Annotated in this window: 12 protein-coding genes; 9 read left to right on the forward strand and 3 right to left on the reverse strand. The window is 70.0% G+C overall.

Annotated features, from left to right (window positions below):
- The first annotated feature begins 12 nt into the window (after nucleotides 1–12).
- Nucleotides 13–3,306: an AfsR/SARP family transcriptional regulator gene (locus ABT137_RS44830; RefSeq protein ID WP_351718362.1), complete on the forward strand. Its 3,294-nt coding sequence runs from the start codon at nucleotides 13–15 to the stop codon at nucleotides 3,304–3,306.
- Between the two features lie 581 nt (nucleotides 3,307–3,887).
- On the opposite strand, the gene ABT137_RS44835 is transcribed toward ABT137_RS44830, so the two are convergent.
- Both ABT137_RS44835 and ABT137_RS44840 read right to left on the reverse strand, forming a co-directional pair.
- On the reverse strand, nucleotides 3,888–6,323 hold the full coding sequence (locus ABT137_RS44835; protein WP_351718364.1) for an N-acetylmuramoyl-L-alanine amidase: 2,436 nt from the start codon (nucleotides 6,321–6,323) through the stop codon (nucleotides 3,888–3,890).
- A gap of 877 nt (nucleotides 6,324–7,200) precedes the next feature.
- On the reverse strand, nucleotides 7,201–9,987 hold the full coding sequence (locus tag ABT137_RS44840; protein WP_351718367.1) for a PKD domain-containing protein: 2,787 nt from the start codon (nucleotides 9,985–9,987) through the stop codon (nucleotides 7,201–7,203).
- Between the two features lie 585 nt (nucleotides 9,988–10,572).
- Between ABT137_RS44840 and ABT137_RS44845 the strand changes: the two genes are divergently transcribed.
- Genes ABT137_RS44845 through ABT137_RS44855 form a run of 3 tightly spaced genes read left to right on the forward strand, consistent with a single transcriptional unit; the run spans nucleotide 10,573 to nucleotide 14,608 of the window.
- Nucleotides 10,573–12,768 (forward strand): MMPL family transporter, encoded by a 2,196-nt coding sequence (locus tag ABT137_RS44845; RefSeq protein WP_351718368.1) that lies wholly within the window; start codon nucleotides 10,573–10,575, stop codon nucleotides 12,766–12,768.
- 5 nt (nucleotides 12,769–12,773) lie between these two features.
- Nucleotides 12,774–13,973, forward strand: coding sequence for a sensor histidine kinase (locus ABT137_RS44850; RefSeq protein ID WP_351718371.1), 1,200 nt, complete (start codon nucleotides 12,774–12,776; stop codon nucleotides 13,971–13,973).
- Nucleotides 13,970–14,608, forward strand: a complete 639-nt coding sequence (locus ABT137_RS44855; RefSeq protein WP_351718374.1) for a response regulator — start codon at nucleotides 13,970–13,972, stop codon at nucleotides 14,606–14,608. The genes ABT137_RS44850 and ABT137_RS44855 overlap by 4 nt, the downstream gene beginning before the upstream one ends.
- Nucleotides 14,609–14,925: 317 nt before the next feature.
- Here ABT137_RS44855 and ABT137_RS44860 read toward each other — a convergent pair whose 3' ends face one another.
- Complete coding sequence (locus tag ABT137_RS44860) at nucleotides 14,926–15,831, reverse strand: LysR family transcriptional regulator (protein ID WP_351718377.1); 906 nt, start codon at nucleotides 15,829–15,831, stop codon at nucleotides 14,926–14,928.
- A 135-nt stretch (nucleotides 15,832–15,966) separates the two neighbouring features.
- Here ABT137_RS44860 and ABT137_RS44865 point away from each other — a divergent pair, with 135 nt between their 5' ends.
- From ABT137_RS44865 to ABT137_RS44885, 5 genes are all read left to right on the forward strand, one after another.
- Nucleotides 15,967–16,794, forward strand: a complete 828-nt coding sequence (locus tag ABT137_RS44865; RefSeq protein WP_351718379.1) for an inositol monophosphatase family protein — start codon at nucleotides 15,967–15,969, stop codon at nucleotides 16,792–16,794.
- 48 nt (nucleotides 16,795–16,842) lie between these two features.
- A complete protein-coding gene (locus ABT137_RS44870; protein ID WP_351718381.1) occupies nucleotides 16,843–17,439 on the forward strand; it encodes an NADPH-dependent F420 reductase in 597 nt (198 codons plus the stop codon).
- A gap of 208 nt (nucleotides 17,440–17,647) precedes the next feature.
- Nucleotides 17,648–17,791, forward strand: coding sequence for a hypothetical protein (locus ABT137_RS44875; RefSeq protein WP_351718384.1), 144 nt, complete (start codon nucleotides 17,648–17,650; stop codon nucleotides 17,789–17,791).
- Nucleotides 17,792–18,096: 305 nt separating this feature from the next.
- Nucleotides 18,097–19,143, forward strand: coding sequence for a lytic polysaccharide monooxygenase auxiliary activity family 9 protein (locus tag ABT137_RS44880; RefSeq protein ID WP_351718386.1), 1,047 nt, complete (start codon nucleotides 18,097–18,099; stop codon nucleotides 19,141–19,143).
- A gap of 108 nt (nucleotides 19,144–19,251) precedes the next feature.
- Nucleotides 19,252–20,889: a flavin monoamine oxidase family protein gene (locus tag ABT137_RS44885; protein ID WP_351718389.1), complete on the forward strand. Its 1,638-nt coding sequence runs from the start codon at nucleotides 19,252–19,254 to the stop codon at nucleotides 20,887–20,889.
- Nucleotides 20,890–20,981 lie beyond the last annotated feature (92 nt).

Below are 20,981 nucleotides of genomic sequence, written 5' to 3' on the forward strand. Positions count from 1 at the left end.
GGAGGCTTCGGGGTGGACGACGGATCTCCTCAGCTGCTGCGGTTCGAAGTGCTCGGACCGTTACGGGCATGGCGGGGCGGGACGCCGCTGGAGCTGGGGCCGGTCAAGCGGCAGGCCGTGCTGGCCGCTCTGCTGCTGCGCCAAGGGGCCATGGTGAGTCATGCGCGGCTGCTCGACGCGGTGTGGGGCGAGGAGCCTCCCGCAGGCGGCCACAAGGTGCTGGCCACTCACGTCAACTCTCTTCGCAGGGTGCTCGATCCGGAAGGCACTCCGCCCGCGGAGTCGGTGATCCGCAGTGGCAAGGGCTGGTACCGCTTCGTCGTCGAAGAGGTCAGGCTCGATACGGCGGATCTGGACGAACGGGGCGGCGAAGCGTTGCGCACTGTCGCGTCGGGCGACCTGGCCTCCGCCTCGGACCAACTCTCGGCGGTCATCGACCTGTTCCGGGGTGAGCCGCTGGCCGGGCTGCCCGGACCGTTCGCGCAGGAGGAGCGGCAGCGGTGGCAGGAGCGCCGACGGACGTTCCGGCTGGAGCGGCTCAAGTGCCTGGTCCTGCTGGGCCGGTTCGGCGATGCCCTCGACGACCTGAGCGGCCTGTCGGCGTCTTCGGCGGCCGACCGCTACGACGAGTCGCTGACGGCCCTGCGCATACGGGCCTTGTACGGCTGCGGCCGTCAGGCGGAAGCGCTGAATGCCTTTGAGGACATGCGAGTACGGCTGCGTGACGAGCTCGGAGCCGATCCAGGTGAGGAACTGCGCCGGGTCCACGCGGCGGTGCTACGCCAGGACGACGCCTTCCTCCTTCGCCCGCAGGCGCGTTCCGGGCCACGCGAGAGCGCCCTGCCCGCCGAACTTCCCCATGGCACCCAGGGCTTCGTCGGCCGTAGCAGCGAACTCGCCCGGCTGAACGGCCTGCTTCCGCACGAGCAGGAGCCGGGGGCGTCGAACACCGTGGTCATCTCCGCCATCGGCGGCGCCGCCGGCATCGGCAAGACCGCACTGGCCGTGCACTGGGCACACCAGGTCCGCGACCGCTTCCCGGACGGCCAGCTCTACGTCAACCTCCACGGCTTCGACCATGACCGGCAGCCCCTCGATCCCGGTGTGGCCCTTGAGTCGCTGCTCCGCAGCCTGGGGCTCGCGGCAGCCGAGATCCCCCCGCACCACGAGGCCCAGGGCCGCGTGTTCCGGACCCTGCTGGCCGGCCGGCGCATGCTCGTCCTGCTGGACAACGCGGCCTCGGCCGAGCAGGTCCGCCCGTTGCTCCCATCCACCCCGACCTGCTGCGTCATCGTCACCAGCCGCAACCGGCTCGGTGACCTTGTCGCCCACGACGGTGCCCACGCCCTGCCGCTGGACCTCCTCCAGCCGGACGAGGCCCGCGCACTGCTGACTCGGACCCTCGGTATGGAGCGGGTCGCCGTCGACGAGCACGCGGTGGGCGAGCTGATCCGGCTGTGCGGCAGCCTGCCCCTGGCGCTGCGGGTGGCTGCCGCCCGGCTGGCGGGGGATCCGGGTTTGCGCCTGGCCGACCTGGTCGCAGAGATGACCGAAGGCAGTCGGCTGGCGGCCCTGGAACCGGACGGTGACGCCACATCCCCTTTGCGTACGGCCTTTTCCGTGTCGTACCGGGTCCTGGCACCGGCGGCGCGCCGACTCTTCCGCCTGCTCGGCCTGTTCCCCGGGGCGGAGTTCGCCGCCGACGCCGCGGCGGCGCTCATGGACACACCGCCGCAGCAGGCCCGACGCCTGCTCAGCGTATTGGCCGCCGCCCACTTGATCGAGCCCACGACCGTGGGCCGGTACCGGTTCCACGATCTCATTCGTGAGTACGCGCAGGGGTGCGCGCAGGCGGAGGAGACGGCGGCGGATCGCGATGTCGCGCTGGAACGGCTCCTGATCTGGTACCTGCACGCCTCGCGCGCTCTCGGGGGAACCTGGCTCTTCCCCAGTCTGCCGAGCGAGCTCGGCCGCGGTGGTCAACCGGGTCTGCCGGCCTCCACGGGAGCCTCACAGTGGCTGGAGGCGGAACGGGCCAACCTGCTCGCCTTCATCCACCATGCCGCCCGCCATGGTCCCCGCCCCGTCGCATGGCACATGGTCAACGCACTGTTCGGCTACTTCTGGTTTCAGCTGCCGCGGGCAGCGTGGCAGGCCACCGCGCAGGCGGCGCTCGAGGCAGCCACGGTCGAAGGCGACCTGTTCGGCCAGGCAGCCGTGCACATCAGCCTGGGACTGATCCAGTCGGACCGGGGGGATCCCAGCCGAGCGCTGGAGCATCACTCCCGCGCACTGGACATCAGCCGGGAGCTCCGTTGGGCGACGGGCGAGGCAGCGGCTCTCGGCGGCAGGGGCCAGGCGGAATGGAACATGGCGCGTCTCGACAGTGCTTACGAGCACGTCACCGCCGGTATGCGGATCGCCCGTGAAGCCCGAAACCTCCACCTTGAAGCGTTGGGGTTGGTTGTCATCGGTCTGACCAGCCGGGATTTGGGCCGACTGCACGAGGCTGCCGAGCAGCTCGAACGGGCCATCATCGCGAACAAACAGATCAGCTGGTGGGACGACAGCCTCGCTGTGCAGAATCTGGGCTGGGTGTACTGGGAGCTCGGCCGTCTGACCGACGGCCTTGACGTCCTCGTGCCCAAGGTGACCGCCGGCGAGCGAGACGGGAACCATAACGCCCGCGCCACGGTGCTCGACACCGTTGCCAAGATCAATATCACACTCGGCCGACACGACGAGGCGCTGGAACAGGCAGAGCGCGCCTTTGCCATGGCCAAGGACAAAGGACGGGTCTGGATTCAGGCCAGCATTCTCACCACGGTGGCCACTGCCCACCGAGAACTGGCGCATTTCGACCGATCGATTCGGCTCGGCACGCAGGCGCTCGCCCTGGCCCGCGAGTCGAGATACAGACGTCCTGAGGCAGACGGCCTCGTTGGCCTCTCCCTCACCCTCGAGGAGATGGGCCGTGACCACGAGGCCCGCGCCCACGCCGAGCAGGCCCTGGCCCTGGCACGCGCCCACTCCTTCCGCGTGGTCGAGGGCCAGGCGTTGACCGCCTTGTGCAACATAGCGGCGTTCGGGGAAACAATCACCACAGCAGTCGAGTTGGGCCGGGAGGCCCTGACCATCCATCGCGAGACCGGCCACCGCCCCGGCGAGGCCCGCACCCTCATGGCACTGGCCCGCGCCCACCGGAAGGTCGACGGCGCTGCCGCTGACCTGATGAGGCGGCAGGCACGGGATATTTTCTCGGACATCGGCGCGCCGGTGACGGAGTGCGAGGATCTCGACCAGTGAGTTCCGCGGCGGGTCCGCCCTCATCGTCCGTCCGCGTACGCAACGGTGTCTGTACGCGCTCTACCGGGCGCCACGCCTGCCGCATCCGCCGAGGACGTGAAGGCGCTGCCGAGTCGTCTGAGTCGAAGCCGTGCCCGATCCGTGCCCGTAAGGGCGGAGAACCACGGTCGACAGGGGCGTGATCAGAGCTTCGCGGCTACCGCACAGGAAAGGTGTCTACGCAGGTCAGCGCCACGGAGCCTGACCAAGCACCGTCGCTTCCCAAGCTGAGAGCGCGAGTTCGATTCTCGTCACCCGCTCCATGACTGAGGCCCTGGGCAAAGACCTGGGCCTTGTTGTTGTGTCTGGCGCTCGGCGTCCGCCGCCTCCTCGGTACGCGGCAGCTTGGCCGCCGCGCGACGCCCGAGGAGCTGGTCGGCGGCCCGCCGTACCTCGCCTGAGAGGAGGCGGAGGGCTGCGAGCAGGGACAGGGCCTGGCACGGGGGAGAGGGGCCGAGCCTGCGGGATGTGCCCGAAGGAGCCCTCTGCCCCACGGACTTCCCGTGGGGCAGAGGGCTCCTTCGTGAGGTGCGGCCGACGATTCAGCCGATGGTCGCGATGCCGTCGGTGGTGACGGTCGGGCGGCCCGCGGTGCCGACCACGACGATCTTCAGCGTGTGCTTGGCGGAGGTCGACCAGGACTTGGTCCAGATCGCCTGGCGGTAGAGGGTGGTGGAGGACTTCAGGTCCACCGTGGTGACCTTGATGCCGTCGACGTAGATGTACGCCTGGCCCGAGGTGGAGGCCCGCGAGACGATCCAGGCCACCGAGCGTCCGGTGAAGGTCCAGCTGATCGAGGCCCCGGCGGACGAGGAACTGTAGGAGTACCCGCCCAGGTAGCTGGTGCTGCTCTTGTGCGTCCAGGTGCCGGTCCGGGTGGTGGAGGTCTCCTGGATGATGTTCGGCGTCCGGTGGACGGAGGCGCCGGTGGCGTTGCCGGCCACGTCGTACGCCTTCAGGGCGAACAGGTTCGACGTGCCGGGCTTGGCGCTGGTCGACCAGGAGGTCGCCGTCGGGCCGAAGGTGGCCGAGGACGGCGAGGTCGCCATGACTTTGGCGAGCGCCGCGTTGTCGGCGGCCTTCCAGGTCACCGTGACCGGAACAGAGGTGGAGTTCACCGTGCCGGTGCGCACCCGCACGCCGGGAGCGGTCGGGAACGTGGGCGCGGTGGTGTCGCCGAACAGGGTGACCGAGCCGGACAGCGTGGTCGCCCCTCGAACGTGGGAGGCGCGCACCTGGACGGTGTGGCTGCCGGAGGCGACCGAGACCGAGGCGGAGCGGGCGGAGCCGGAGGCGTGGGCCACGGCCTTGCCGTCGACCAGGACGTCGAAGCCGGAGATCACCGCGGACGGCGTGGTGGTCGTCCAGCTCACCGTGGCCGCGCCCTTGGTGTAGTAGTTCGTCCCGGACTTGGCCGCCCCGCCGGACATCCCGGTGACGGAGACCGCGCCGACCGGGCCGGCCGCGTAGGAGCGGATCGTGCTCAGGGCGTTGTAGAGCTGGTTGCCGGGGCAGTCGGTGGCGAAGCCGTTGCGGTGCCCGGAGATCGCGTTGAAGCTGTAGCTCTTGCCCAGGGTGAAGCCGTAGCTGTCGGAGGCGCCCTCGGGCAGGGACGCGGTGCCGGTGCCCGGGTTCACGCCGATCATGCCGAACTTCCAGGCCGCGATGCGGGCGATGGAGCCCAGCATCGCCTGGCTCGGCGCGGCCCCGGTGAAGGAGCTGGCCGTGGAGTCGCCGCCGCTGAGGTCGGTGTACGTGCCGATGGCGGCCACGCCCATGCTGTTGGTGTTGAACCCGTAGGTCTGGGCGCCGACGACGGGTAGCGCCATTCCACCGAAGCGGCCCTCGAAGATGGTGCCGCACTTGTCGACGAGGAAGTTGTACCCCAGGTCGCGCCAGCCCTGGTTGAGGTGCTCGGCGTAGATGCCGCGCACGATCGCCGGGGAGTCGGCGCAGGAGTAGTCGTTGGTGGTGTCCGTGTGGTGGACGAACATCACCTTCGCCGCCGAGCCGTACGACGGGTAACCCGATTCCCGCGCGCACTCGTCCGCGCCCCAGCCGGCCCGGGTCACCACGGTGGGCGGCGCCACCGTCGAGACGGTCGCGGCCGGCATCGGGTCGGGCGGGGTCGGCGACGCCGACGCGGACGAGCCGGCCGAGGAGGTCGTGCAGGACGGGTACGCCTCGGACGTCGTCGGAAGCTGGCTGGGCCAGGTCGTCGGGGATGCGCTCGGGGACGCACTCGGCGAGGTCGAGGCGGAGGTCCCGGTGGACGGGGTGGCGGAGGTGGAGCCCGTGGCCGTGGAGGTGTCCGTGGGCGACGCGGAGTCCGTCGCGGTCGGGGTGTCCGAGGCGCCGGTGCCCGTGGTGGCCGTCGCGGTGTCGGTCGGGGCGGAGCTGCCCGTCGGCGAGGTGGTGTCGGTGGCCGCCGGGGAGGCGCTGTCGGTGGCCGTCGCATCCATGGCGTAGTCCGCCAGACCCATGCCGGAGTCCTGTGTCGTGCCGGTGGCGGGCTTGCCCGGATCGACCAGGTCCACCCGCAGCCCGGCGGGCAACGCGGTCGTCCTGCCCGTGCCGGTCGCGCGGACCTGGATTCCGTTCGACGGCCCCGACCACATCGGGGACATCCCGCCGCGCACACCGGGACGGTTCAGCTCAGCGGCGTCGGGGAGCTCGTCCGGCTGCTGCATCTTCAGCCACTGGGTCCAGTGGCCGTCGGCGGCGGAACGGGTCCGCACCTCCACCGTGCCGCGCAGCTTGGCGTGCGCGCCGTTCCAGGTGACACCGACCATGCTGAACGGAGCCGTGGACCGGGCCCCCAGCGTCTTGAGCGACGCACCGGCTCCGGTCAGGGACAGCGAGTGGACATGCGTCTTGATCGGCCCCTGTCCGGCCGGCGCTCCATGGCCTGGTGAGCCGGCCATGGCGACGGTCGCCACAGCCACGCCGCCACCGGCGACGACCGCCCCCCACGCCACCCACGTCCGCTTCTTCGGACCAGCTCGACGCCGACCGCGCCGAACGCTGTGTTCAGTTCTCATGCCCCACCCGCAAGCCCCGTTGTAGTTGTCATCAGCCATCGCAGGGCACAGCCGTCACCGGAGGGCCCTGGAATACCAGCGCACCCGAACGATCAAGCGTCACATTTCCCGAACCAGGGGAGGGACGGACGCACGCCAACGGCGGCTTTCGCGGCCCTTGCACACCGGGAAGCGTGAGGGTCGGCCCTTGGTGCCGAGGCGTCCGCGTCATGGCCCGCCCGAGTGGGCGGGAACTCTGCAAAGGCGTGGCGTTCGAGGAACGCGGCGCAGAAGGATCTTCATTGCCTCCGCACCGGGCCGGGCCACTCCACCCGGCCCAACGCGACCGCCCATCGGGCCCCACCGTCCTCGGGCCGCCTACGCTGCCAAGGAGTCCGCATACGCAATCCGACGTGTCGGGGGACATCCCGCACCCGCAGGCGCAGCACCGCGACGGAGCAGTCGAGCCCCCGCACAGAATCCCCGCGTGGGTTCGTGCCCACAGCGTGCCCATAAGACCGGACAACCACGGTGAACAGCGGGGCGAAGCCAGCTCTCGAAGCCACGCTGAAGTTGATGTATCCCCAGGTCAGAGCCTGCACGGCCACACAAGCGCCATCGCTTCCCAAGCTGAGAGCGCGAGTTCGATTCTCGTCACCCGCTCAAGGCGGCTCGCTCCGCTGCCAGGAGCGCAGGCCCGGCCCCCGGCCGGGCCTGCGCTCCTGGCGCAGGTGAATGCCCCTGCACGGACCTCAACACCCCACCACCACAGTTGAAAGCGTGCACCCCTGTCCGGGATGGGGTGCTGGTGGCCGGCTCGCGGGACCGGAGCCGGTCAGCCGGAGTATCCCTCCAGGTCGGCGATGACGTTGACGGCTCCCTGAGCGTTGTTGATGCGGATGCAGCCGTCTGCGCCGACCGGAAGCACGGCCAGGACAGGGCGGGTCTCTCCGGCAGCCAGGCTGTCGTTGTAGACATTCGGCAGGCTGCCGTCGCCGTAGGCCGTCAGGTGCGTGGCGGTGGTCGGCGCGACACCCGTGAGGTTGACCAGCACCGCGCCGGCGTCGGCCGGGACGCCGTCGACACCAGCGACCTTCACAGTGAGTGTGCCGTCCGCACCCAGCGGCTCGGCAGGGGCACCCGTGCCGTTGCGTGTGTCGAGGAAGCGGGTGGGACTGGTCGGTACGAACGGGCCTCCGCCTGTGGTGTAGAGGCTCTGGAGGTCCGCGATCAGGTTGACATGACCGCCGCTGTTGTAGATCTCGATCTTGCCGTTGCAGACGGGCGTGACCACCAGGTTGGAGACGGTCTGCCCGGCGCTGTAGTTCAGGTTCGATGTACTCGGGCGGCTTCCGCAGTAGACGGTGACCACGCCGCTGGTGGTGCCTCCCGTCGCGGTGATGTCGAGGACGCCGGCCACCGCGGAAGAACTCCCGGGGCGCAGGGTGACGGTCGTGGTGCTGCCCGGCGCGACCTTGCCCTTGGGGACGCCGGTGCCGTTGCGGGTGTCCAGGTCCCGCTCGGGTGTGGTGAGGGGGTACAGACCGCTCAGGTGCGCGCCGGTCCTGGGCACGCTGGTGAAGTAGCCCTCCACGTCGGCAATGAGGTCGACGTCGCCGTGAGCGTTGTAGAGGTCGACGTAGCCGTCGCTGCCGACCCGGACCGTGACCAGGTTCGGGTTGACCCGTCCGGCGGTGAAGTTGAGGTTGGAGGCGGTCGGGCGACTGGTGCCGTCCGGGTACACCGTGACGTAGCTGCTCGCGGTGGCGTCGGCGTCGGTGACGTTCATGGTCACCGCGGTCACCCCGGAAGTCGGAATGCCGCCCGCGCCGAGGACCTTCAGGCGCACTACCCTGCCGGGACCGACCGGCCGCTGGGGTGCGCCCGTGCCGTGGCGGGTGTCCAGGATGCGCTTCGGGCTCGTGACCATGTAGGAGGGGCCGACCGTCGCCTTGGTGGTCGCCGTGGCGGTGCGCCCGTCGGAGTCGGTGATGTGCTGGGTGACGGTGTATGTGCCGGCGGTGGCGTAGGCGTGAGTGGTGGAGCCGCTGGAGCCGGTGACTGTGACGGCCGCCGAGCCGTCGCCGAAGGTGATCCGGTCGCTGGTCATCCGGTAGTAGCCGGTGGCGGTGAACGCGCAGCTCGCGGTGCGGGGTTCGGACGGGTCCTGAGCGCAGACGAGGCCCGCGTCGGGCCCGGGGGGCTGGGTGACCCCGAACGTGATGAACCCGCTCGTGCCCAGCCGGGTGCCGTCGGCTCTGTCCACCGTCACCGCGGCTTGGACGTAGCCGTTCCCGGAGTCCTGCGTGTACGTGTGTGTCGCGGAGCCGGTGGACGATGTGGTCGTGGTGCCGTCGCCGAAGTCGAACGCGTAACTCGCGCCGTCCAGCGAGTCCGACCAGGGGTTGTTCACCTTGGCGGTGAAGGTGGTGGCCACTCCGACGTAGGCGGCCCGCGGCGACATGGCGATCCCGCTCACTGTGAACGGGTCCTGGAACTCCATGGCACCCCGGTCGTACGAGCTGTCACCCGTGCCGGTGTCCGCGACCAGAGGGTCGTTGACCCTGGGTTTGCCGTAGTAGTCCGTGGAGAGTTCTCCGGGGGCGTTGGCGTCCCCCGAGTCGATGAGCGGGGAGTGCTCCGTCAGCCACTCCGTCACGGGGATGGTCAGGTCCGTCTGGTCGAGGTCGTGGACACCCTGCCCGGTGCCGGTCCGCAGGGCCCGGCTGGTTGCGTACGCGGTGCCGGCCCAGTCGTAGTTGGTGCCGGTCGACAGCGGGTTGACCGCGTTGTAGTCCTCGGTGACCTGCGCGGCGGAGGCGGCGTCCACCGTGATCTCGGCCGGTGTGCCGGTGTCGGAGCAGGTGGTGGTCGTGCCGGGCATCACGACGGTGTTCTCGACCGATCCGGAGCTGCCGCCGGTCAGGCTGATCGCGTTCCCGCACACCGTCGAGATGGTGTCGCCGGCGAGGTGGATACCCGTGGTGCCCACGGCCGTGACGCCGCCATGTACGTTCCCGCTGAAGCGGTCGTCGGAGAGCGTGACGTCCTGTGCTCCGGCCGAACTGGCGAAGACCGGCCCGCCCGACTGGAAGACCAGGTCCCGGGTGAGCGCGATCCCGGAGGAGGAACCGTCGACCGTGATCGCCGGGATGGTCGCCGCCGTGTGGAGGCCGGTTCCGACGGTCGCGAGGCGGTAGGTGATGTGCTGTGAGTCCGCGAAGGCCAGGGCGGTGGCTCCGCTCGCCGAGGCATGGATCCCGGCCAGGTCGACGTACTGGGCGCCCGAGAAGGTGATCCCCGTCGTCTGCCCGCCTGCCACCGTGACGGCTGTTCCGTTGCCGGCTACGGCGAAGAATCTGACGGGCGCGTCTGCCGTGCCCTTGCTCGATATGGTCACCGGGGCGTAGACGGTGTTGTTGCCGGTGATGTGAACGATGTCGCCCGCAGTCGCGGCCTGCGCGGCCGGCTGGATCTGGCAGAAGGGCTCCGCCTGCGAGCCGGGGCCGGTGTCGCTGCAGTTGGCGGCGACGTTGTCGACGTACAGCGCGGTACCGGTATCCGCGTGAGCAGTGCCGGCGCCGAGGCCGCTGACCAGGACCGCCAAAACGGCGGGTGTCACGAGTGGTCGTCCGCGGCGCATCGGGTGCGCTCCCCCCTGGCCGGTGAGGGCGCATGGTCGCCGTCGCGCACAGCCTGTCACATCCAGTCAGCTGTCCGCTGGAGCTGAACTGAGGCTAGATCAGCTTCGGGAAGGCGAACAGTTGCGCGAGCGTCTTTTACCCGATCTTGGCCGCTCCGGGGCCTGATTCCTGGATGGCGGTCATCGCACCGCACCACACCGGTTGCGGCTCCGCCGCCGTGGCCGTGCTCTTCTTCCGCTCCGTCATCAGCTGAGCAGGCACTGATGGTCCCTCCCGCCGATCACGACTGCAATGCCCCGATCCGGCCGACAGGGAGGGCAAGTTGCGGCGCGACTGTTGGGACAGGTGACCCCATCCGGTCGGCCCTCGCGATTTTGCGCTGGGCCCGGGTAAGTATGAGAACGGCCAACGCGTGATCATCAGGGGTTGTGTGGACTCCTGAAGCCGTGCGAGGGGCCTGGCTCGCGGGAGCCTTTCCCGGTCTGTGTCCACCGATCGGTGGATGCGAAGTTCAACCGGGTACCTCTGTCTGCCAACTACCCAGGGCAGCAAGGCTTTTGGGCATGAAATCACTCACCGTTCGCATGGCGCGCTGGAGCGCCCGGCACCCCTGGCGGGCCATCGTCGGCTGGCTCGTGTTCGTGGTGTTGTGCCTGGCGGTCGGCAGTGCCGTCGGCACGCACAGCGCTACTACGGCCGACTACCGGGTCGGCGAGGCCGGCCGGGCGGAGGCGATGGCCGCCCAGGGCCATCTGGAACGCAGGTCCACCGAGCAGGTGCTGATCTCCGCCAGGTCGGGCCCCCTCGACCGGGCCGCGGCCGAGGCTGCCGCGCAGGACCTGACCGCCCGGATGAAGCGGCTGCCCGAGGTGGCGGGCGTGGCCGACCCGCTGTTGTCCGGGGATCGCCGGATCCTCATGGTCGAGGTGGCCCTCAAGGGCGAGGAACGGGACGCGAAGGACAAGGTCGACGCGCTGCTCGCGCAGACCGAGGCTGTGGGGAAGGCGCATCCCGGGCTGCTGCTGCAGGAAACCGGGAGTCCCTCCATCAGCAAGGGAGTCGACCAGCAGCGCGGCGACGACCTGGCGCTGTCGGAGGAGATCACGCTGCCCATCACCCTGGTCACCCTGTTGGTCGTCTTCGGGTCGGTGACCATGGCGGGGGTGCCGCTGCTGCTGGCCCTGTCGTCGATCGCGGCGGCCGTCGGGCTGTCGATGGTGGCCTCGCACCTGTCCCCGGACGCCGGGGTCGGCACGAACGTCATCCTGATGATCGGCCTCGCCGTCGGCGTCGACTACACGCTCTTCTATCTCAAGCGGGAGCGCGAGGAGCGGGCCCGCTCGGGTGGCCGGCTGAGCTCCGAGGCGCTGGTGGAGCTGGCCGCGGCGACCTCGGGGCGGGCGGTCGTGATCTCCGGACTCGCGGTCGTGGCCTCCACCGCGACGCTGTATCTCGCCTCCGACGTCATCTTCTCCTCACTGGCCACCGGCACCATCGTGGTCGTCCTGGTCGCGGTGGCCAGTTCCCTGACGGCGCTGCCGGCGTTGCTGGTCAAGCTCGGACAGCGGGCCGAGCGCAGGGCCCGGCGCCGGGCCGAACGCGGCAAGCCGGCGCGCCGGACCCGGGACGACGACGGCGGCCGGGTGTGGGCCGCGCTGCTGCGGCCGGCGAGCAGGCACCCCCTGGCCACGCTGTGCGTCTCGGTGCTCGCCCTGCTCGCGCTCGTGACCCCGCTGGCAGGCTTGAAGATCACGGAGATGAGCCGGGACACGCACTCCCGTGACATCCCCGCCATGCGGGTGTACGACCGCCTCAACGAGGCGTTCCCGGAGCAGCGGGTCACGCACCAGGTCGTCGTACGCGCCGACGCCGCGCGCGCCGCCGAGGTCACCCGGGCACTGCGCGAGCTGGCCCGGCGCGCCGACGCCGACCCGCTGTTCGCCGGCGCCTCGGGCATCCGGACGTCGACCGACCACCGGATCAGCGTGCTCGAACTGAAGGTGCCTTACCTGGGCAACTCCGAGCAGGCGTACGAGTCCCTCGACCACCTGCGGGACGACTACCTGCCCGAGACCGTCGGGCGGATCGACAGGGCGGAGTACGCAGTGAGCGGGGACGTGGCCCGGTACGTGGACTATCCCGCTCACCAGAACAGCAAACTCCCCCTGGTCCTCGGGGCGTTGCTGCTGGTCACCTTCGCGATGACCGCGTACGCGTTCCGCTCCGTGGTCCTGGGTCTGATCGGTGTCGTACTGAATCTGCTGTCCGCGGCGGCGGCGCTCGGACTGCTGGTCCTGGTCTTCCAGGGGACCTGGGCCGAAGGGCTGCTGGACTTCCACTCCACTGGTTCCATCGGCTCGCGCGTACCGCTGTTCCTCTTCGTGATCCTCTTCGGGCTCTCGATGGACTACCAGGTGTTCGTGGTGAGCCGGATCAGGGAGGCCGTGCTCGCGGGCGTGTCCACCCGGCAGGCCGTGCTCGACGGAATCCGCAGGTCGGCGAGCGTGGTGACGAGCGCCGCGGTGGTGATGACGACGGTGTTCTCGAGTTTCGTCTTCCTGCACATCATCGAGATGAAGCAGATCGGTTTCGTCCTCGCGGCGGCCGTGCTGCTCGACGCCTTCGTCGTCCGGATCATGGTCCTGCCGTCGGCGATGCTGCTGCTCGGCGAGGCGAGCTGGTGGCCCTCGCGGGCGGCAGGGCGTAAGGGGGCGGCGGCTCAAATCGCCGACGGGGAACTGGTGGTCGACGTACGTTGATCGGTATGACCGCTCTCGCCGACCCCTTGGCCGACGCCTTCTGGGCCACGTCGCTGCGCCGGTGGAACACGGTGTGCTGGGCGCTCTTCGGTGCGATGGCCGTCGGGCTGGTGACGACGGCTCCGTCCGGCGGGAGCAAGTACCAGGCGCTCGCGCTGCTCGGCAGCGTGGTGCTGTGCTACGCGGTTCTCGACCGCTTCCCGGGGAATCCCGTCGTACGTCCGCAGGTCTATCTCTCGGTGCTGGTGCTCGCACTCGGCGGGCTGGCGTATCTGGGCAGCAGCTATGCGGCGCTGTTCATGGTGACGCTGCCGCACTACTGGATGTTCGGGCGGACTCCGAGGACTTCCATGGGGTTCCTCGGAGCGGCCACCGGTGTCACGCTGACCGGGGCCCTGGTCCGGCAGGGCTGGTCGGCGGAGTTCTTCGGCGAGACGCTGGTGTCCACCCTGATCGTGGTCGCGGTGGGTGTGCTGATCGGCCTGTGGGCGCACTCGGTCGTCGCGCAGAGCAGTGAACGGGCGCGGCTGATCGAGGAGTTGGAGCGGACGGAGGCGCAGCTGTCCGAGGCTCACCAGCGGCAGGGCGCGGCGGACGAACGGGAACGCATCGCACGGGACATCCACGACACGCTCGCGCAGGGCTTCGCTTCGATCATCGTCCTCGCGGAGGCGGCACGGGCGGGCATGTCCGACGATCCGGCGCGCAGTGCCCGGCAACTGTGGTCGATCGAATCCACCGCTCGTGAAAACCTCGCCGAGGCCCGGGAGTTGGTGGGCTCGGCGAGGCAGCCGGGTCCGGGCCGGGCGGCGGCCGGTACGGTGGCGCAGACGCTGCGCCGCACTCTGGACCGCTTCGCGGAGGACACCGGGCTCGCCGTGGATGCCGACCTGGCAGACCTGGAGTGCGACCAGCAGACCCGGATCGCGCTGCTGCGCTGCACCCAGGAGTCCCTGGCCAACGTGCGCAAACACGCCCGCGCGTCCACGGTGGGCGTGGTGCTGGTCCGGCGTCCCTACGGAGTGGAGCTGGAGATCACCGACGACGGCAGCGGGTTCGTGGCGGGGGAGTCGACGGGCTTCGGGCTCGACGGCATGCGCAAGCGACTGGCGGAGCTGGGCGGGAGGCTCACGGTGACGAGTTCGGTGGGCGACGGTACACGGATCCTGGCGACGATCCCGCTGGCGAGTGAGGTGGAGACATGAGTGAACGAGGTCTGCGCATCGTCGTGGTGGACGATCACACCGTGATGCGGGCCGGAGTGGTCGCCCTGCTCGCGGCCGAGGACGGCATAGAGATCGTCGGGGAGGCGGGCGACGGACGCGCGGCGCTCGAACTCGTCGAGCGGTACGACCCCGATGTCGCCCTGGTCGATCTGCGGATGCCCGTGCTCGACGGGGTGGCCACGACGACCGAGATCGTCGCCCGGTATCCACGTACCCGGGTGCTGATCCTGACGACGTACGACACCGACACGGACATCGAACGCGGGGTGGAGGCCGGTGCCATCGGCTACCTGCTCAAGGACACCACTCGGGAGCAGCTCGTCGACGCCATCCACGCGGCGGCACGCGGCGAGACGGTGCTCGCTCCCCGGGTCGCCGAGAAGCTCGTGGCGCGGATGCGGCGTCCCGTCCAGGACCCGTTGACCGACCGTGAGACCGACGTCCTCAACGCGGTGGCCGACGGCCTCACCAACGCCGAGATCGGCAGACGCCTCGTGATCGCCGAGGCCACGGTGAAGACGCATCTGCTGCGCCTGTTCGCCAAGCTCGATGTGAACGACCGGACGAGGGCGGTGGTGGTGGCCATGGAGAGGGGGCTCCTGCGACGGTCTTAGAAGCGCCTCGGCCCGCAGCGACAGGAGATGTCTTCCGGACCGGTGGGCGCGGGCGCAGCACAGCCGCACCATGAGCACCCGCCAGGGTTTCGGTCCAGGCAACTCGGGCCCGCTTCCCGAGCTGAGAGCGCGAGTTCGATTCTCGGCACCCGCTCCAGAGAGAAACCGTGCCCTTTGTGTGACCTGTGCCATCTCCGCGGTCTCAGTCGCCGGCATCTCTCACCTGGTGCGCAGGCGCCGGGGGACAGAAGCTCTCGATGACGGACCGGCTCTGTGGTGCGTCGGCAGGTGTCAGCGCGCCGTCCGACGCTGTCCTCTCAGCGCGTCATCGCGCCGGTCAACGCGGTCCGTGCCAGATCGCGTAGCCAGATGTGCGCGGGGTCGGTGTCATAGCGCTGATGCCATGACAGGTACACCGGGGCCGGCGGCAGGTCGAGCGGGAGCGGGAGCAGGACCAGGCCGAGATCCGCGGCGGCCGAACGCGCCGTGGATTCGGGGGCTGTGACGAGGAGGTCGGAGCCTCGCACGAACTCGAACGCGGCTCTTTCGGTGGGCACGGTCGCCACCACACGTCGGGTGAGGTCCAGTCGCGCGAGAGCGTCGTCGAGAATGTTGCCGAGCCTTCCGCGCCGCGAGACGGTGATGTGCTCGGCTGCGGCGTACCGCGCGGCGGTGACGGCCTTGACACGGGTGACCGGGTGTCCCCGCCGTACGACGATGACCTGCTGGGTCTCGGCCACCCGATCGGCGCGGATCTCGGGTGCGGTCGGGCGGTCCGCGTTCGCCGCGAGATCGACCTCGCCGCGGCGCAACTCGGGTGTGTCGATGCTTGATTCCGCGATGAAGCGCAGCCGCACACCCGGCGCCTGTTCACACACGGCAGCGAGAAGCGCGGGGCCGCTGAGGGCGACGAGTGCGTCGTGCCAGCGGAGTGTGAAGGTGCGTTCGAGCGTCGCGAGGTCGAGTTCACGGCTCGGCGCCAGCACGCCCCGGACCTGCTGGAGCAGGTCGTGCACCTGTTCCCGGACGGCGATCGCGTACGGCGTCGGGGTCATCGTGCGTCCTGTGCGCACCAGGATCTGATCCCCCGTCGTGCGCCGGATCCGGCCGAGGCTGCGGCTCATCGCGGGGGCGGTGACGTGCAGGCGGTCGGCGGCGCCGGCCACGCTGCCTTCCTCCAGGAGAGCGTCGAGCGCGGCGAGCAGATTCAGATCCAATTGCATGGGAGTAATCCTAGCCGTGCTTTACATGCACTTGAAGTTAACGATGGCCGCTCCTACCTTCGAGATGCGGGCGCAAAAGAACCCGGTTCTCGCCCGGTTGGCCTCCATCACCCCTGCTCAGACGGGAGTACCGCCATGCCCGAGTCGATTCAGAACACCGGTAGTACCGCAGCCGCCACCTCCGACGCCGACCTGCTCGCACAGACCGCGATCGCCGTACGCGCGGCGGGCTCGGCGCTGCGGGAGCGCTTCGGCGACGTGGTCCGCTACCAGAGCCGCGAAGAGCTGATGCGCGCGCTCGCCGCCAACGACGACACGGCCCTCGACATCCTGCGCCCCCGCCTCACAGCCCTGCGCCCGGACGCCCGCTGGGTGGAGGACGAGCTGGCGGGCGGCGCTCTGCCGGCCGGCGAATGGTGGGTCGTGGACCCGGCCGAAGGCAACGTCAACCACCTGCACGCCCTGCCGGAGTGGGCGGTGACCGCCACTCTCGTGCGCGAGAACCAGCCGGTGCTCACCGCGGTCCACCTGCCGTTGACCGGCGAGACCTACACCGCGCTCACCGGCGCCGGCGCCCGCCTCGACGAACGGCCGCTGCACGTGTCCCGGACCGCGGACCTCGGCCTGAGCATCGTGGCCACGAGCCAGGCAAGGCCGGACGAGGACGAGAAGGTCGTACGACGCGTCGGCTCCTCGATCACCGAGATGCTCCTCGACGCGCTCGTGGTGCGGACATCCGTGCCCGCCACCCTGCACCTGCTGAACGTGGCCGCAGGCCGGATCGACGCCTTCTGGCAGTTCGCCGGGGCCCGCGCGGACCTGCTTCCCGGGGCGCTGCTCGTCGCGGAGGCCGGCGGACGGATCTCCGACGCCGAGGGCCGCCCCTGGACCCCGGAGAGCGAGAGCTTCCTGGCCGCCGCATCCGGCGTGCACGCCGATGCGGTCGCCACGCTCTCCCGCTGACCCCGGACCACTCGCGAGAACCAGAAAGACCAGGAGGACCAGTTCAGCATGAGCAAGATCACCGTTCTCGGCGGCGGCCGCGTCGGCGGCGGCCTGGCCACCGCCCTCACTCGGGCCGGGCACGAGGTGACCGTGGCGGACCGCTCGCCGGGCGCTGCCGCCGACGCTGCCCGGACAGCGCAGATCGTCATCAACGCCACGCCGGGCGCCGGCTCCCTGGAGCGACTCGTCGCACTGCGCACGGAGCTGCGAAGCAAGATCCTCGTAGACGTCTCCAACGCCACCGTCGACGGACCGGACGGACTGCCCGCCGACCTGCTCTACCCGGGCTCGAGCCTCGCGGAGCAACTCCAGGAGGCGCTCCCCGGGACGCGCGTCGTCAAGACGCTCAACACGATGCTTCACTCGGTGATGACCGCGCCCGCCGCGCTCACCCAGACGCCGACCGCGTTCCTCTCCGGCACGGACCCGGAGGCCAAGCAGATCGTCCGCGGGCTGCTCGCGGACCTCGGCTGGCACCAGGAGTGGATCACGGACCTGGGCGGGATCGAGACCGCGCGGGCTGCCGAGGCCGCGATCCTGTTCGTACCGCACGTGATCCGGTCCAGCGGATTCGCGCCGTTCGCGATCTCGATCGCCCGCTGATCCGCACACAGACCGGCCGGGGCTCCCTGTACCGCGACCGTCATCACATCGCCCTACGTGACAAGCTCGAATTCAAGGCCGTCACCGAGGACGGCGGCCACCTGTACTTTTCGACCGCCGCCGGCATGGGAACGGAATCGAATCGCGCACCCCATGGTGAACCAGACGGCCTCGCCGCCGCGACGGTTGTCAGGCATGTACCAGCCCGGTGTCCACCTCGCACCGGACGGAGGACCAGTCCGTACCGGTGTTGTCGGCGACCTACGACGACCTCTGCTTCGCCAACCACCGCGACCGCCTGTCGGCGCCGGATCCTGAGGAGGTCTTCGTACAGGTCCACGGCATTCGTTAAAGCGGAAGCCGTCCGGGAGGCCGTTCGGAGCACGCTCGCAACCCCGCCTGCCGGACACCGCACTGGCTGGTGCTGGGAGCCCTGGCCACCGTCATGGGCGCCTCTGCGCCGCACGGACGGTGTCACTCCCGTGCCCGAAGACCGCACGCCTCGCATGCCTGCCTGGTGTCAGCCGCCTACGCCTTCGAGTCTCCGCACTTGCGGTATGCATATGCCCAAATACAGTGAGTAGTGATATTTGGGTGGTTCAGTGCGGTTTTGTCGCGATGGACCACCCATTCTGTGCGACTGAGAGGAGCACCCAGATGCAGCCCCACCCTGCGGACCTGCGTGCGGAGGCGACCTACCGCGACGACGGTCACGTCAAGCTTGAGGGCATCTCCCTCACCTGGCAGATCGGCCAGAACTCCCCTGACCAGGGACTCACGGAGCCGCCCGACTGGAACAACGGCCAGTCGGGCTACCCGCACCACTACGAGGTGTGGTTGGACGGGCGGCTGGCACAGACGGTGGACCTGTACTGGGCGGGCTGGTATCCGCACTGGCAGGCGGCGAACCGGCACTGGGTGTGCCTGGGTGAGGCTCCGGCCCGCGAGTACCGGGTGAAGATCCGGGCCCGGCACACGGACGGCTCGTGGGGGCCGTTCACGGACGAGCTCACCGTCGACACGTCCACGTCCAAGCCCTACAACGTGTTCATCCCCGCGCGCACCGAGGAACGTCAGGAGGGCGGCCGGGAGCGGCACGGGAGTCTGGAGTTCCCGGTCAGCAGGGCGATCCGGGCGATCCGCGACGAGGACGATGCGCCGATCTGCCAGAAAGCGCGCGCGCTGAACACCTCGACCACCTGGCAGGAAGTGGTACCTCCCGGCATGGTCGGCAATCCGCCGTGGAACGAGGTCCGCGGGTACCTGGAGTACCGGAAGTTCTTCCGGGGCACCGACGTGGCGTCGGCTGCGAATCCCGCCTTCCAGGGCCTGGACCTGCCCGGCGGGGACGGCCTGGGTGACTGGCCGACCAGCACGCTGAAGGCCGTCGACGGCCGGCACACCTTCACCTACAACTACAGGCAGAACCACATGGGTCCGAAGTGGACGCACCAGTGGTTCATCACCTCGGAGGGCTGGGACCCGGCGCAGGGCATCTCCTGGGACGTGCTGGAGCCGACTCCCTTCATGGTCGAGTACCACGGCGGTGGCACGCACGCCGACCAGGAGCTGCAGTACACGACGGAGGCACTGGCGTCCCGGCGGGGACGGCATGCCATCGTCAACATCTGGGGTGGCGGCGACGCCGGACACGGCTCCGTGGGCGAGTTCTTCGTCAGCGTCTCCGACGTCGAGTTCCACTAGACCCCTCGGCCCCCGCCCGATGCCGGCCGGCCGCCGCGCTACGGCAGCGCAAGCCGTTGGCGCCGGGCGAGCCGGGAACCGCCCCCACCCCCGTCCGAGAGATGAGCCATGAGTACACGCAAGTCCGCCACCCCCTCCGCACAGTCGCTCTACCACGCCATGTCCGGCCTCGGCGGCCCGCTGAGCTCCGGCGAAGGCACCGCGCCCGACTTCGCCGCCGCACCGCGCGCGGCGGCCGGCGAGGAGCCGTCGGTACTGATCCTCGGCGCGGGGGTCGGCGGCCTCACCGCCGCCTACGAACTGGGCAAGCTCGGCTACCGGTGCACGGTCCTGGAGCCCCAGCCCCGCACCGGCGGCCGCAACCGCACCGCCCGCAAGGGGGACAAGCTGTACGAACTCGACGGCGAGGGCAACAGCCCGGTGCTGACCCACACCTGCGCGTTCGACCAGGGCCTGTACCTCAACCTCGGCCCCGGACGCATCCCCTACCACCACCGCCGAGTCCTCCGATACTGCACCGACCTCGGGGTGACGCTGGAGCCGTACATCATGGAAACCACGGCGAACGTCCTGCACCGCGAGGGACACACCCCGCCCGGCCGGCCCTGGCGCAACCGGCGGATCGCCAACGACACCCGCGGCCACCTCGCCGCGCTCCTGTCCGCCACCCTGACCGAGGAGGACGAGTTCACCGGGCTGCTGCGGGACCTGCTGGGCAAGTTCGGCGACCTGGACGAGGAGAACGAGTACCACGGCTCCACCCGCTCCGGCTACGACGAGCCGCTCGACGTCCACGAATTCCCCCGGCCCGCGCCCCCGCTGCCCCTCGCCGAACTGGTTCGGTCGGAGTTCTGGAAGCACAGGTTCTACCAGCCGGTGGACTACCTGTGGCAGCCCACGATGTTCCAGCCGGTCGGCGGCATGGACAAGATCGTCCACGCCCTCACCGAGCGGATCACCTCCGAGTACGACGTGACCGTCCAACTCAAGGCCGAGGTCACCTCGATCGATCTGGCGGGCGACGCGGTCAGCGTCACCTACCGCTCAGGTGGACAGGAACTGACGACGACGGCGGACTACTGCGTGAGCAACATCCCGCTGCCGGTGCTCAAGCAGCTCGCGCTGACCGGCTTCTCCACAGAGTTCCGGGACGCCGTGGCAGCGGTGGGCTTCGCGCCGACGTGCAAGGTCGGCTGGCAGGCCAACCGGCGGTTCTGGGAGGACGACCACAACCAGATCTACGGCGGCATCAGCTGGACCGACCACCCCATCACCCAGTTCTGGTACCCGTCCAACGACTACTTCTCCGAGACGGGCACCCTCACCGGGGCGTACAACTTCGGCGAGTACGCCGAGGACATGGGCAAACGCACGCCGGCCGACCGGCTGCGCCTGGCCCGCGACGGAGCGGCACAGCTGCACCGGGAGTTCCAGGAGAAGACCACCGTGCCCCAGGAGCTGGGGGTAACCATCGCCTGGCACAAGGTGCCCCACCAGCTCGGCGGCTGGGCCGACTGGGACCCGGCCGACCCTGACCACCAGGTCGCCTACAAGCAGCTCCTCCAGCCCGAGGGCGACGGCCGCTTCTACGTCGTCGGCGACCAGGCATCCCCGCTGCCCGGTTGGCAGGAAGGGGCCATGATGTCGGCGCAGTACGTCGTCGCCCAGATCCTCGGCCTCCTCCCGCGCACCGCCCCCACGGCCGTCCAGGTCCCCGACGCCGCCTTCCTCACCCAGGGACTCTGACCACGACACGGAGTCCTGGGCCCGGATCCACAGCGGATCCGGGCCCAGGGCGCGTTCAGACGTGGGCAAGAAACCAGCGCCTGTTGGTCGTG

This window comes from Streptomyces sp. NPDC001980 (assembly GCF_040296885.1).
Lineage (GTDB): Bacteria > Actinomycetota > Actinomycetes > Streptomycetales > Streptomycetaceae > Streptomyces.

What these genes read in the sequence shown, in the direction of transcription:
- ABT137_RS44850 (WP_351718371.1), top strand. Translation starts at nt 12,774, where the DNA reads ATGACCGCTCTCGCCGACCCCTTGGCCGACGCCTTCTGGGCCACGTCG.
- ABT137_RS44865 (WP_351718379.1), top strand. Translation starts at nt 15,967, where the DNA reads ATGCCCGAGTCGATTCAGAACACCGGTAGTACCGCAGCCGCCACCTCC.
- ABT137_RS44860 (WP_351718377.1), bottom strand. Translation starts at nt 15,831, where the DNA reads ATGCAATTGGATCTGAATCTGCTCGCCGCGCTCGACGCTCTCCTGGAG.
- ABT137_RS44845 (WP_351718368.1), top strand. Translation starts at nt 10,573, where the DNA reads ATGAAATCACTCACCGTTCGCATGGCGCGCTGGAGCGCCCGGCACCCC.
- ABT137_RS44855 (WP_351718374.1), top strand. Translation starts at nt 13,970, where the DNA reads ATGAGTGAACGAGGTCTGCGCATCGTCGTGGTGGACGATCACACCGTG.
- ABT137_RS44885 (WP_351718389.1), top strand. Translation starts at nt 19,252, where the DNA reads ATGAGTACACGCAAGTCCGCCACCCCCTCCGCACAGTCGCTCTACCAC.
- ABT137_RS44880 (WP_351718386.1), top strand. Translation starts at nt 18,097, where the DNA reads ATGCAGCCCCACCCTGCGGACCTGCGTGCGGAGGCGACCTACCGCGAC.
- ABT137_RS44870 (WP_351718381.1), top strand. Translation starts at nt 16,843, where the DNA reads ATGAGCAAGATCACCGTTCTCGGCGGCGGCCGCGTCGGCGGCGGCCTG.